11 protein-coding genes are annotated in these 13,455 nt (G+C 46.0%); 2 read left to right on the top strand and 9 right to left on the bottom strand.

Annotated features, from left to right (window positions below):
• Nucleotides 1-226: transposase domain-containing protein (locus L1D47_RS19785; RefSeq protein ID WP_239883628.1), on the top strand; the 226-nt coding region annotated here is incomplete at its 5' end.
• Nucleotides 227-1,249 carry a tyrosine-type recombinase/integrase gene (locus L1D47_RS21255; RefSeq protein WP_239886510.1) on the top strand — a complete coding sequence of 341 codons (1,023 nt, stop codon included), beginning with the start codon at nt 227-229 and terminating at the stop codon, nt 1,247-1,249.
• A gap of 20 nt (nt 1,250-1,269) precedes the next feature.
• Here the strand turns inward: L1D47_RS21255 and L1D47_RS19795 are convergent, their stop codons facing one another.
• The 9 genes from L1D47_RS19795 to L1D47_RS19835 all read right to left on the bottom strand — a co-directional run bounded on the left by L1D47_RS19795 (nt 1,270) and on the right by L1D47_RS19835 (nt 13,388).
• A complete protein-coding gene (locus L1D47_RS19795) occupies nt 1,270-5,103 on the bottom strand; it encodes an HsdR family type I site-specific deoxyribonuclease (protein ID WP_239886511.1) in 3,834 nt (1,277 codons plus the stop codon).
• A gap of 14 nt (nt 5,104-5,117) precedes the next feature.
• On the bottom strand, nt 5,118-6,362 hold the full coding sequence (locus L1D47_RS19800; RefSeq protein ID WP_239886512.1) for a restriction endonuclease subunit S: 1,245 nt from the start codon (nt 6,360-6,362) through the stop codon (nt 5,118-5,120).
• A gap of 1 nt (nt 6,363) precedes the next feature.
• Nucleotides 6,364-6,978, bottom strand: a complete 615-nt coding sequence (locus L1D47_RS19805; protein ID WP_239886513.1) for a hypothetical protein — start codon at nt 6,976-6,978, stop codon at nt 6,364-6,366.
• A 317-nt stretch (nt 6,979-7,295) separates the two neighbouring features.
• Entirely contained in the window at nt 7,296-9,473 is a 2,178-nt protein-coding gene (locus tag L1D47_RS19810) for a type I restriction-modification system subunit M (protein WP_239886514.1), read from the bottom strand.
• Nucleotides 9,474-9,791: 318 nt separating this feature from the next.
• On the bottom strand, nt 9,792-10,364 hold the full coding sequence (locus L1D47_RS19815) for a recombinase family protein (RefSeq protein ID WP_239886515.1): 573 nt from the start codon (nt 10,362-10,364) through the stop codon (nt 9,792-9,794).
• A 240-nt stretch (nt 10,365-10,604) separates the two neighbouring features.
• Entirely contained in the window at nt 10,605-11,702 is a 1,098-nt protein-coding gene (locus L1D47_RS19820; RefSeq protein ID WP_239886516.1) for a 5-(carboxyamino)imidazole ribonucleotide synthase, read from the bottom strand.
• On the bottom strand, nt 11,702-12,184 hold the full coding sequence (purE, locus tag L1D47_RS19825) for a 5-(carboxyamino)imidazole ribonucleotide mutase (protein WP_239886517.1): 483 nt from the start codon (nt 12,182-12,184) through the stop codon (nt 11,702-11,704). Before purE ends, L1D47_RS19820 begins: the two co-directional genes overlap by 1 nt.
• A gap of 9 nt (nt 12,185-12,193) precedes the next feature.
• A complete protein-coding gene (locus L1D47_RS19830; protein WP_239886518.1) occupies nt 12,194-13,126 on the bottom strand; it encodes a sodium-dependent bicarbonate transport family permease in 933 nt (310 codons plus the stop codon).
• Nucleotide 13,127: 1 nt separating this feature from the next.
• Nucleotides 13,128-13,388 (bottom strand): hypothetical protein, encoded by a 261-nt coding sequence (locus L1D47_RS19835; RefSeq protein ID WP_239886519.1) that lies wholly within the window; start codon nt 13,386-13,388, stop codon nt 13,128-13,130.
• Between the last annotated feature and the right edge of the window lie 67 nt (nt 13,389-13,455).

Here is a 13,455-nt window from a genome sequence, read left to right on the forward strand (position 1 = left end):
TCGCGCCGAGAGAGCGATAAAACCGTTCGTCATTGGGCGGAAGAACTGGCTATTTGCCAATACGGCCAATGGTGCGAACGCGAGTGCCATACTGTACAGTGTGATCGAAACCGCCAAGGCGAATGGGTTGACGCCCTTCGATTACTTGATGTACTGCCTTGAGCAGTTGTCACTTAAGCCCGAGTGTCTAGAACACTTGCTACCCTGGAATGCAAAACTCGGCTAGGTGCAGTTCTCCGGACGGATACCGAGAAAACGAAGAGAAGCCGCACGTGAATTACTTGCTCAAGGTATTGATCCCCAGTACCACCAGCAACAACAAAAAGAAGCTATAAATATCGATGCCAAGAACACACTGAGATCGGTAACTGACAGTTGGTTTGAGATAAAAAAGCAGAAGGTCTCTGAAAACCATGGCCAGAAGCTATATCGACGTCTTGAGATGTACCTGTTCCCAGCACTGGGCGAAACACCGATCAGCTTGCTAACTGCTCCCCAAGTCATTCAAGTGCTAAAACCCGCCGAAGCAAAAGGCAATGTCGAAACCTGCAAACGCGTGATTAGCTGGTTAAACGAAGTAATGACCTTTGCAGTCAATACTGGCCTAATACACTCAAATCCATTGATTGGTATAGCTGCTGCCTTCGGTGTCCCAGAGAAACGGCAAATGCCTACGCTCAAACCAGCTGAGCTGCCTGAGCTAATGGAAGCATTGTCATACGCCAGCATAAAACTGACAACTCGCTGCTTAATTGAATTTCAGCTTCACACTATGACGCGCCCAGCCGAGGCGGCGGAAGCAAAATGGCAGGAGGTAAACCTTGATAAAGCCCTTTGGGTAATACCAGCAGAGCGCATGAAGATGAAACGTGAGCATATCATCCCACTAACGCCGCAAGTCATAGCACTATTGAAGCGCATGCAACCGATTAGCGGTCACTTAGAATACATATTCCCCGCAGATCGTAATCCTAAAAATCATACCAACACCCAAACAGCCAATATGGCTCTCAAGAGGATGGGCTTCAAGGGCCGCCTAGTTGCTCACGGCCTGCGTGCATTAGCTAGTACTACACTTAATGAACAAGGCTTTGATGCCGAGCTAATAGAGGTGTCACTAGCCCATGTTGATAAAAACACTGTAAGGGCTGCATACAACCGCGCTGACTACATAGAGCGGCGCAGAGAACTTATGTGTTGGTGGAGTGGGCATATAGCGGCGGCCGCCAAAGACGGCCACTCTAGCTGAACAAAACAATTGAAAGCGATCTAATGCTGTTTACTTTCATTCCACTTAGCAGTTAACTTTTCGTTAGTTTTGAAATCAATAACATTTGGAGAGCTATTTATGCACTCTTTTTCAGCTTTTACTTTTTGGGCCTGTTTTAACTTCTCTTTTCGTCTTGCTATTAATAATGAAGGAAGAGCAATAAATGCATTTAAAGCTTTTTTACTTAAGTCATAACCACTTGCTATAACAACTGTTTCAATAACTGGTTTATATGCCTCATCGCCAACAAGCTCGACTAAAAACGCAATAAACTCTGTATAAATGCTACCTTCTCTAGCTTCTTTGAGAGCCCAAACAATACCGCATTGACCTTCTTGGTATAGAGGTAACTCAAGCTCTTTGGTCACCAGTTCAAGTTCTAAAAGTGCAGTAAGAGTCGTTTCTAAGACACTCGATGACACAACACCGAGTTCTTTTAAATCGCTGTAATAGCCAGTCGAGAATAACGACGCAGGGTTATTCTCATATGTCAGTTCAGTTTTAAAAGTGATGCTTCCTAATTCCTGTGCATTTTCAAACTCAGCCAATTGTTCGGCTCGATAAAGCTTAGTCGTTCCAAAAACTAACGGGGTTGGTGCAAGCCTAGAAGATTCGGTCGTTAAATTCAGTGAGTCGCTATCTAATAACTCATCAGCCTCAGCAAAAATAAACTGCTTTAAAAACTGATCGATGCGAATATTGAGCTTAAAGGGTGGAATGCTTAGGCCATCTAATTTTTCAAAATAGACTTTGGCTTTTGCCTTATCAACGGTGTCTTTAAGCGCATCAAAGCGACCAAAATTGTTAAGATTTTTCTCATTAACACTATCACTCAATAAGCTTACAAGCAGACTTTTATCTAAACCTAGCGCATTAACAATGGCATTAATCTGGGCATTTTCAGCATTGTCTTTGTAGGTGTTGATGTAATCTCTGAAAGTATGGCCTTCTATTAACTTTGCATCGCCACGCTGTAAATCATGTAAGAAAAGTTTGGCGTATTTTTGTTCAGCTTGCGTCAGTGAAGAAAATGACTTGTGCAGTTCGTTGAGCGTAAGTTCAATGCTGGCTTGATCATTATGCTGATTTAGCTCTTTTAAATATTTATCAAAACGACTATTCATGTAGTCAGCATCAATCTTTCCAGTATCAATTTCCGTCAAATAGCCACTAATATCAAACGGTACATCGCCGCCACCCGCACCGCCACCATCACCTTTTGATGCGAGCTCTTTATAACGCAGCGCAAGGCTCAGGTAGGTTTGTTCATCAATGGCGAGAGTAACCTCATGTTCAGTGCCACTTTTGCCTGCTGAAGCGTCCGTCGTGAATGTATAGACCAACTGTTCCCAATGTAAACCTTGTACCTTCGCGGCTTCTAGATGCTTGTTAAATACTTTAAATAGTTCAGCAAACTTTGCGCACGCCTCAACATCTTCTGGCAGTTTTTCAAAATTTGCCACACCGGCACTGATGAACAACTCGGTAATATCACCGAATAGTTCATTCATTGCTTCTAAGTTACTTTCTAGCCTATCAACAAATAACCCAATAGGTCTGTCGCCAGAGTATAGTTTTACCGCATCGTTAATATGTTGCTCCATCGTATGCGGGTAACGATAGTAACGGATAACACCATGAGGCTTATCGGGGCCAAACAATCGATTGGTACGAGAGAAGGCTTGGATGATGTTTTGGTATTTAATTACCTTATCTAAATACAAGACATTCAGCCACTTGGAGTCAAAACCGGTAAGCATTTGGTCTACAACAATTAATAAATCCAACTGTTTTGTAGGGTCGGTATGAATGCGCTCATAAGGTTTTTTGTGAGCAAGACGTGCGGCTAAATCTTTCTTAAATGCTGCATGGCGGGCAAAATCAAAATCGTGGCCATAACGCGCATTATAGTCACGCATAATCTCATCCAAGCCATCACCTTTAAACGTTGGCCCACGGTCGCCACTGCCGTCATTATCAATGTTAGGATCAAACAGCGCTGATACTTTTAAATCAGGCTTAGCAGCCTTCAACAGACGGTAATAATCAATGGCTTCAGCAATACTGTTAGTAGCCAAAATCGCATGAAACTTATTGCCTTGGCTTAGCACATCCCATTTGTGCAGAATATCTTCTACCACTTTGGCTTGGTGAGTCTCGCTTAGGTACTGACTTTTAGGTACATAATCTTCAATACCTTTGTGGTATTTACCTGTGGCGTCTTTGTAGCCAGCCATAGGCACTTCATTCATAAAATAATTAAATTTTTTCTTTTTGGCCGGATTATCCATTGCTTCCGCTACCGATTCCGCCTTAGCTTGCTCTAGGGCGACAGCCTGCCTTAAGTCACCGTCCCTAAAAGTAGGCACTTTATAGGGATCAAAGCCGAGTACGTTACCATCTCGAATACCATCAGCTATGCTGTAGCGGTGCAACTCATTGCCAAATACGGTACTGGTGGTATTGCCGTTTTTTTCATTTTCTTCTTGGATGGGCGTACCGGTAAAACCAAAAAATAAGGCACGTGGAAAAGTACGTTTAATAACAATCAGCATGTCGCCAAAGGTTGAACGATGCGCCTCATCAATAATAAACACTAAGCGCTTGGCGCGAATTTTTTCAATATCAGCCGAATTGGTGGCGGTACCAGCGTCGTCTACTTCTTCAAAAATATTACTCATTTTTTGAATAGAACTAACAATCAGGGTATCGGCTGGAGACGTGCTTTTTAGCTTAGTTACCAATACATGGGTATTTTCGGTGGCTTGTACATCTTCACCATCGCTTGCAAAATTACGGTATTCCGCCAGCGACTGGGTGCCAAGCTCAATTCTGTCCATCAAAAAAATGACTTTATCGGCATCTTTTGATTGGGCAATCAGCTGCGCCGATTTAAAGCTGGTCATGGTTTTTCCAGAGCCCGTGGTATGCCATACATAGCCGCCCAAACGGTCTGGATTATTGGGGCCGCCCAATTGTTGCCAGTTGGTTTTGGCTACCTTATCCGATATCGCATTGGCAGCGTAATACTGATAACTGCGCATTACTTTAAGCACACCATCGGTATCATCGGCAACGGTGTAAAAACCAATCAACTGGTGTGCCATGGGGATGGATAACAGTGTCGAGGCAATGTCTTTCCAATGGTTCATGGGCTCGTTATTAAAATCGGCCCAATTGAATTGGTAATCTGGGTTAAATTTGCCATCTAGCCCTGGGTTAGCAAAGTATTTGGCCTCATTAGGCTCCATAGCGACAAACACTTGGATCAGTGAAAATAGGCCGCTAAAAATGCCCTCAGCGCTATATTTTTCAATTTGGTTAACCGCTTGGCTTACTGGCACGCCACTGCGTTTAAGTTCAACATGAATTACCGGCATACCGTTTATTAGTAACAGCACATCACCACGTCTGTCATTGCGAAGTGGGCTACCACGTTCGAACTTAGGTTGTTGCACTATTTGGTAACGGCTCTGGCCTGCCGCAATTTCCTGGCGGTCATAGATCTTCAGGCTGACTTCTTTGCCAAGATGCATGGAATCGGCGGGGTTATCGCGCTTAATGGCCACAGTTTTGCCGTTGATTAGCCCATTGAGTTTAAGCGGTGTTTTCAGCTCTTTTATCTGTTCAATAATCTGCTGCATTTCCGTTGTCGTCAGTGGCACATCGTTTAAACGGTCTTGCTGGCGATTGTTCTCAAATAAAATATTCGCCCAGTTTTGCAGTAACTCCGCTTCGGTTTTATTTTTAAGTATCTCAGGCTCCCAGCCTTTGTGGGTAAGCACCTCAATAAAGGCCTGCTCAAATTGTGCTTCGGTTTTAAAGGTGGTCATGGTGGTACTCCCTGCTAAACAAACATTTTGCTCAAGCAGGCCTGCTTGATATTGTTGAGTTTGGTGATTTGTTGTTGGTGTTGATTGATCAACTCATCGAGCTTTTGGAAATAGTTGCCGATGGCGGTTTGCTCATCTAATTCTGTAGGTATAAGTACATTTAAATTGGATAAAACCTTTTGACTTACCCCTTTCGCTGTTCCACCACTTGATAGTGCTGACAATTCTCGAAATACATTTAAGCTTCTTAACAACACAGCAAGAAAGTCTTCAGTAATAACTTCTGGTTTAACTACAAAAGCGATTGTTCTCTGGCTTAGAATGTATTTATCAGCATTAGGAACCTGAGCTACATTACCCATTGGGGCCTCAGTAGTGAAAAGCACTTGCCCTTGATGAAGATCTGAACCATTCATCCATTTGTCATAAAGCTTTTGATCACCAAAATGAGGGTCGATTGAAAAATCGATATATCCTTGCTTAACATTTAAAGCCGACAATGCTCGATATCCTGTTGGGCTCCAATCCAGCCCTAGTTTTTTCGGAGTACGACCTCGAAAGTCTATAATTCTTTCGATACTATCCAGCAATCCAATTTCCTCCCACTCACCACTAAACCCTTTAAACCGGATTTCTGGCATGGTTTCGCCTTGTTTAGGAAACATTTTTTCCAGCATGGCTTTTTTTATGTTGCTGAGCTTGTCATGCTTTTGTTGGTGTTGGTTGATTAGGTTGTCGAGCTTTTGGAAGGTGTTGCCGAGATGATCAGACTCCCGTTTATCTGTTGGGCAGCTAACAGCAACCTGCTTAATTTCATTCATATTGATTTTTTTTGGAAATGCAATATGGAGCGTACGAAGCCAAATGTCTCTTTGCACATACGGTGATGCAATAGCACTTTTCAAGAAATATGGGCTAAGTTGTTTGTACTTCAATAACGCCAGTGTCACGTAATATGCTTTGTCATCATCAGTTTCCACAACGTTTGCTGTTCCTACATCTCCTATTCGAGTCATTAGAACATCATTTTTTTGGGGATAGACTTTAAACTCTTCTTTGAAATCTTTTTCAGAAATAAATTTTTGTGAGGTTAATGTCCTTATATTCTCAGCAGAGAGAAACATTACCCCATTTTTTATATACGTCGGCGTTTGATGTGTTCCATCATATACATCGGTAATTTTATCCAGACTCAAACTTTGCCACTGATCACTAAACCCTTTAAAGCGAATCTCAGGCACATTATTTTCCACACTCATCTTATACGCCCTTCAATAAGTTGGTGAGTTCAGCCAAGCCCTGAAGATCAAACTCATTGCCCGTAAGTTCGCCCATCATTTTGGCCAGCTCTTGCTCGGTGGTTTTAATATCACTCGCCACTTGTGAATAGGTCACCGCGTATTTATCGGCAAGGGCTTGCACTTGGCTGGTGAGCTGAGTAATCACGGCGCTTGGCATGGCAGCTAGCTCTTGGCTTAACGGTGTGATCCATTTTAGGTGCAGCAATTCATTGACTTGATCATCGGTTAAGCCTTCGATGGTGGTTTTGGTTTTTAAGTGCAGGGCGACTTGTGCTTCTTTGACCGCTTTTTTCAGAGCTTTTTCTTCATCGATGAGTTTATTGGCCTTAATGATTTTTGCTTTATAACTTTCCTCTGGCTCAGGGCTGTCGGCTGAGAACTTAGTTTTGGTCTCTTTTTGCTCTTTTAGGAAAGCTTTCGCCGCCTTGGCGACTTCGGCATTGGCAAAGCCGTCTTTGCTTTCTTTTACCGTGTCTTGCTCTTTGTCTTCTTCGCTTAGGGAAGGTGCGAACAAGTCGTCGCACAGCTCTGGCTTTGATAGCAGCGACAGTTCAAGGCATTCAACTGAGGGCATGCCGAGGCCTGCTGAAGTTGAATAATGCCGAAATGGTGTTGCTATCAAAGCCCCGCAGGGCGAGGCTTACAGCGGTATTTGCTGCGTTACAGTTCTTGCGAAGGACTAGGGCCATTCGCTGCAAACTGTGCCTTGCATCTATCCACTTTAAGCACACGCAGAGCAAGCACGNTCGTCGCACAGCTCTGGCTTTGATAGCAGCGACAGTTCAAGGCATTCAACTGAGGGCATGCCGAGGCCTGCTGAAGTTGAATAATGCCGAAATGGTGTTGCTATCAAAGCCCCGCAGGGCGAGGCTTACAGCGGTATTTGCTGCGTTACAGTTCTTGCGAAGGACTAGGGCCATTCGCTGCAAACTGTGCCTTGCATCTATCCACTTTAAGCACACGCAGAGCAAGCACGGGACTTATTCGCACCTTCCTTAGTGATTCGAGTATTTCTTCCAGCGAGCTGGCGATTTCGACAAGGCGGTTTTCTTGTTTTGCCAGTGCCCCTAGGTCATCGCTCAAGTAGGTTTGTTGTACTAAATCAAATGGCATGATGTGGCCTTTCCAGCCATCTTGTACTTCGGTGTCTTTGCCCTTAACCTTTTTAACCACGATATTGGGGTCAACTTGCTTAGTGGCGGCGAAGCCTTCGGTTTGCATCACTTCCAAGTCGGTACTGATAACTTGCCATTGGTTGTTTAAAAACTGATAGGCCTGGTACTTGTCGATGAGGGCAACACTGCTTAAGCGTGTGAATAACTCGGCGCTTAATTCAGACTCTTGCTGATTACGGTTAACATCTTGCCAGCCTTGAATAAGCGTATTGATTAAATAGTCATCAAAACCAGCAAAAGCTTGGTTATAAGCACTGATAAATTCGATGACTTGTGGATGCAGGGTAATGGTTGCATTAACGTCTTGCTTAGTAATGGCTAATTCACTGTAGGCGGCAGACTTGGCCACAAACAGCGCATCATGCAATTGCGGGAATGATTGCCAATATTGGTGTAACTGCGCAATTTCGCTATTGGGTATTCCACCTAGCATAGTGGCGTGTAAATCCCAGCTTTCAGCCGCTGGTGACGAATCTACATAACGGGGTATGTTTAAGTTGTAGCCATTGTCGCGCAGGGTTTGCTTACTCACCACTTGCGAGAATTTTTCGATGCTGTCGCGGTTAATGACCGCATCAACAATGCGCTTGATGTCACTGGCTTGCAGTTTATTGTTTTTACCTTCTTTAACAAAGTGCTTGGAGGCATCCACAATTAATACGTCATTGTTTTCACGCTTCTGCTTGAGCACCAAAATAACGGTAGGAATACCAGTACCAAAAAAGATGTTAGCTGGTAAGCCGATAATGGCATCAATGTGGTTTTGCTCAATCAGTTGCTTGCGAATTTCGCCTTCTTCACCACCTCTAAAGAGTACGCCGTGGGGCAAGACAATGGTCATAATGCCATCGGGTTTTAGGTGGTAAAGGTCGTGTAGCAAAAAGGCAAAATCGGCTTTGGTTTTAGGTGCAAGACCAAAACGCGAGTAACGTGGGTCGCTGTCTTTAAAACTTGGGTCCCAAGGTTGCGAGTAAGGCGGGTTAGAAACGACCGCATCCACATACAGCGCATGATAAGTACCTTGCGGATCGTTTTCATCAAAGTATGGCCAATCGTCTTCTAAGGTGTCACCGTTACGGGATTTGATGTTGCTGGCTTTAATCCCGCGCATGATCAGGTTCATACGGGTCAAGTTATAGGTATTGGCTTTTAGCTCTTGAGCATAATAGGTAATGCTGTCGCGGCTTTTGGCGTATTTTTCGACCGCTTCACCAATATTAATCAGTAGCGAACCCGAGCCCGACGTTGGGTCGTAAATCTCGATGGTGTCTTTGTGTTTTAATTCGTGGGCGATGATGTGCGACATCAGTACCGAGACTTCATGGGGCGTGTAGAACTCTCCAGCTTTTTTACCGGCATTAGCGGCAAATTTTTCAATCAGGTATTCATAGATGTAACCCAATACGTCATAGCCTTGCTTACCGTTCATTGGGATATTTTTGATTAAATGCAGTAGGTCACTAATGGCTTTTGTACGCTTACCCGCGCTTTCACCAAGTTTGCTAAGACCTGTTTCAAGTGTGGTGAAAATACCTTCAAACAATTTTTTGTAGGTAGGAGAAATCAAACGGCTAAAGGCTGATAGCGCATCGCGCACGTTAGATTCGTCAAAGTCGGACGTTGGATCAATCCAGGTTGAAAATAAGTTATCATAAGCGATGAAATAGCCTAGATTGTCTTGAATGTACTTGACCGTGTCCGCGTCTTCTTCGTTGAGGGCTTTAATGTCTTCAGGTGTCATGCCCTCTTTGGTGACAAACTGAACTAACTGGTCGCTCAGGTACTTGTAAAAAATGAAACCTAAGATGTAATCTTTGTATTCGTTTGCTTCGATTTTTGAGCGCATCTGGTTTGCTGATTCCCAGATTTTTGCCGCTAATTGTTGTTTGTTCATATTCTGATCATTTCGCTTCTAATGTAGGCCAACATCGCAAAGATTGTTGGCAGAGTCATGTAATTTGGTGTTTAGAGGCTCTGTTAGCCTTGTTCTTTTTGTTCTTACGTATGTCCCTCATTTTAAACTTGCTTCTACTTGCAAGCCTAAAGGACGTTTTTCAGCAAGCTTAAATTGGTTCTGACCTTTTCAAGGCTAAAACTTAGTAATCAATTTCAAAGTGTTAGTTCTAACATGTTCTGCTGATAAGTTTAATGCTGAGAGAGTATTGAAAAATGGAGTAATGGACAATGCCTTAGGTATAGATACGGGACATCGTTAGACTTTTTCGCTCCAATGTCGCTTAACAGTCGCAATACCTAAACCAAGAACTTCCGCAGTTTTTCGTTGTGATAGACCTTCAGCTTTTTTTGACTGAACTGCGACGGTGGTGCCATAAGCTTTTGGTCTGCCTAGTTTCTTGCCTTCTGCTTTAGCTCGCTCAAGGCCTTCTTTTGTACGCTCTCTTATTCGGTTTCGCTCGAACTCGGCAAAGGCTGAAAACATCTGCAACATCAGCTTGCCCTCGGCACTAGAAAGATCAGCTACGGGTAAATCAAGGCACACAACCTTTATGCCCTTCTCTGTGAGCAAGTTAATGGTTTTTTGTACGTCGATGTTATCTCTACCTAGCCTGTCTAGCTTCAAGACCACCAGCATATCGCCACTTTCCATCTGATGATTGATGAGCATCTTAAACTTTTGACGCTTCATCGCTTCGACAGAACCTGAAACCGTTTCGCTGATAACCCTGGAGTCATTTACCTCATAGCCCTTCTGCCTAATAGCTATAATTTGATTCTCGGTTGTTTGCTCAATCGTCGAAACCCTGCAGTAAGAAAAGATACGCATTATTCACCCACCTTTGTAAAAGGTATCAAATATAGGGGTATCATATAGATTTGAAATCATAAAAGCTACATCCTATTTTTTTGATACCAATATTAAAGAGAGAAAGCTGGTATCAATATACGAACCATAAAAATGGCCCCGACAAATCTTGTCGGGGCCTTTCGTATTTATGAGCTATCAATCTAGATCTCAGTTGCCAATTTAGTGCACTAGACACTAAAACCAGAAATTAGACTGAGCCTAACACTTCACCAATGACTGCTCGACACTTTGCATCTGACTGGCCAGCTGGCCGTAGTCATCCAACATGAAGTTGATGTGTCCTAGCTTACGGTTGGGCTTGGCGGCCTTGTTGTACCAGTGCAGGCTGGCATTACTGCTGAGCACCTCCATTGGTGGAGCAGCTACGCCCAACAAGTTAAGCATACCTGTCTTGCCAATGGCGGATGTGGCGCCCAGCGCGAGTCCGGCGACGGCGCGGATGTGATTCTCAAACTGGCATGTCTGGGCACCGAGCTGAGTCCAGTGACCGCTGTTATGTACCCGAGGTGCTAACTCATTCACCAGCAGCTTATCACCCACCACAAACAGCTCCATGGCGAGCACGCCCACATACTCTTGGGCTTGCAGCAGTTTGGTCATATAGGCTTGTGCCTGCTGCACCATCTCTGCGTTTAATCCCCTGGCAGGCGCCATTGAGCGCACCAGAATCCCGTTTTGATGTTGATTTTCAGTGAGTGGGTAACAGCTGACCTCACCGCTTGCACTTCGCACACCGATGATAGACACCTCGGCGTCGAAGGGGATCCATTGCTCAGCCAAATAATGACCAGCTTTCAGCTCAGGCGATACCTTCGCGAGATCCTCATCACTACGCACCACCCATTGGTTCTTGCCGTCATACCCCTCATCGAGCGACTTGATCACCATGGGGTAACCCAGTGTCTCGGCACTCTCTTCGAGGCTGACATCATAGGTAAAGGGGGCACAGGGAATGCCAAGCTGGGCTAGTAGCTGCTTCTCATGAATGCGGCTCTTACACTTGGCGATGCTGTCGACATTAGGCCGAATTGTGCAGTGGGCTTCGAGTGCGCGCACTAGCTCCAGATCCACCTGCTCCTTCTCGACCGTTATTACTTCCGGTTTTCCCAAGGCTTCATAGAGTGAGCTGACACTCTCTCCTGGCTGCCAGGACGCCACAGGCCCTAGGCCTTCAACGCAACTGAGATCCGTATCTGGGCCGCCATCGGCGACGAAGCTAAATTTAAGCCCTAAGGGAATGCCCGCCAGCGCCATCATGCGCGCCAGCTGACCACAACCGATAATGCCGATGCGCATTATTCCACCTCCAGCGGCACACCTGAGGTTTGGCTTGCACGCCAGTCACACAGACGCTGGGTCAGGTCGCTATCGCCCAGCGCTAAGATTTGCGCCGCCATCAGGCCTGCGTTGAAGGCGCCTGAATCGCCAATTGCCTGGGTGGCTACCGCAACCCCTTTGGGCATCTGTACGATAGACAGCAGGCTGTCCATCCCTTTTAGCGCCTTGCTCATCACGGGCACCGCAATCACAGGCAGATGCGTCATGGCCGCCGTCATGCCCGGCAGGTGCGCCGCGCCGCCCGCACCGGCGATGATCACCTCTATGCCTTCATCGGCCGCACCATGGCTGAAACTCACCAGACGCTCTGGGGTACGGTGCGCTGACACGACCTGTTTGCTGTAGGCGATACCCAGGGCATCGAGGACTGTGGTGGCATTTTTCATGGTCGGCCAATCGCTCTGTGAACCCATGATGATTGCTACTCTTGCTTTGTTCATATGTGCCTCTTAATTTGATAACCAATTGGTGAACAGCGCATAGGTAGGTATGCCCACCAATACGTTGAACGGAAAAGTAATTGCCAGTGAATAGGTGATAGACAGGCTCTGATTCGCCTCGGGAATCGCCACTCGCATGGCCGCCGGCACGGCGATGTAAGAGGCGCTCGCCCCCAGTACCGCCAGCAGGGTTGCCCCACCAGTCGACAAGCCAATCTGTAAGCCTAAAATGCAGCCCAGCAAACCGCCAACCAGAGGCATGAAGACGCCGAATGCCAGCATGAAGTTACCCATCTGCTTGAGCTCTTTTAGGCGGCTGGCGGCCAGCATCCCCATCTCGAGCAGGAAGAGCGCCAGTACACCGTGGAACAGATTAAAGAACAGCGGTGTTACCCCCTCGATACGCTCGGCCCAGAGATAGCCGATGATTAGCGCGCCGACGAGCAATACCAGGCTCTGGTTGCAAAACACCTCGTGAATGAGTGTGCGCCACTTAAGATTGGTGCCCGAACGTCTGGCCAGGGCGATACCCACGGCGATGGCGGGGATCTCCAGCAGAACCACAAACAAGGGGAAATAGGCCTCGTAACTGATGTTTTGTGTCTCGAGAAACGCCACGGCCACCGCGTAGGTGCCAATACTTACCGAGCCATAATGGGCGGCGATAGAGGCCGCATCTTCGAGCTTAAGTTGCCCCACATAACGCAGGATGGGAAAGGCGATTAGCGGCAGAACAAGTCCCAGACAGATCACTAGTAGAGACTGGGGCAAGAGCGCGATAGAGCCATATTTTGCCAGTGCAACGCCGCCCTTGAGGCCGATGGCTAACATGAGAAACAGCGTGAGGCTTTGATAGAGCGCCTTGGGAAACTGTATATCCGAGCGGATTAGGGTCGCGAGTGCCCCCAGGATAAAAAAGGCGATGGTGATATCTAGCTGCATCTTAAGCGCCCTTCACTTGCAGGCGAGTTGCGGGCTTTAAGCTGCGACGCTTAGACGACAACTTAGACGACAGCTTAGACGACAATTTAGCAGCGATAGAGACCAGGGTCAGAGAGAGCAGACCGAGACCGACAACTAATAACCCCATACCGTTGTGCCCTTCCCTCATGGTCGCAAAAGCGAGAGTGGTCACGATCAGGCCGACGACTATGCTAAAGAGTGACTGTTTTTCTGCCTGGATAAGTTGAGTTAACTGTTTCATAAGATCCCCCGTTTACGACTGATACCGCGAAAAATTCGGTGTTCTTGCAACTGGAGCGATCTTGCCA

Source organism: Shewanella sp. Isolate7, assembly GCF_022398425.1.
GTDB lineage: Bacteria > Pseudomonadota > Gammaproteobacteria > Enterobacterales > Shewanellaceae > Shewanella.

Bases quoted from the DNA above. Each gene is read 5' to 3' on its own strand.
- L1D47_RS19820 (WP_239886516.1), bottom strand. From the start codon at position 11,702: ATGCGCATCGGCATTATCGGTTGTGGTCAGCTGGCGCGCATGATGGCG.
- L1D47_RS19830 (WP_239886518.1), bottom strand. From the start codon at position 13,126: ATGCAGCTAGATATCACCATCGCCTTTTTTATCCTGGGGGCACTCGCG.
- L1D47_RS19835 (WP_239886519.1), bottom strand. From the start codon at position 13,388: ATGAAACAGTTAACTCAACTTATCCAGGCAGAAAAACAGTCACTCTTT.
- L1D47_RS19805 (WP_239886513.1), bottom strand. From the start codon at position 6,978: ATGCCCTCAGTTGAATGCCTTGAACTGTCGCTGCTATCAAAGCCAGAG.
- L1D47_RS19815 (WP_239886515.1), bottom strand. From the start codon at position 10,364: ATGCGTATCTTTTCTTACTGCAGGGTTTCGACGATTGAGCAAACAACC.
- L1D47_RS19800 (WP_239886512.1), bottom strand. From the start codon at position 6,362: ATGAGTGTGGAAAATAATGTGCCTGAGATTCGCTTTAAAGGGTTTAGT.
- L1D47_RS19795 (WP_239886511.1), bottom strand. From the start codon at position 5,103: ATGACCACCTTTAAAACCGAAGCACAATTTGAGCAGGCCTTTATTGAG.
- L1D47_RS19810 (WP_239886514.1), bottom strand. From the start codon at position 9,473: ATGAACAAACAACAATTAGCGGCAAAAATCTGGGAATCAGCAAACCAG.
- purE (WP_239886517.1), bottom strand. From the start codon at position 12,184: ATGAACAAAGCAAGAGTAGCAATCATCATGGGTTCACAGAGCGATTGG.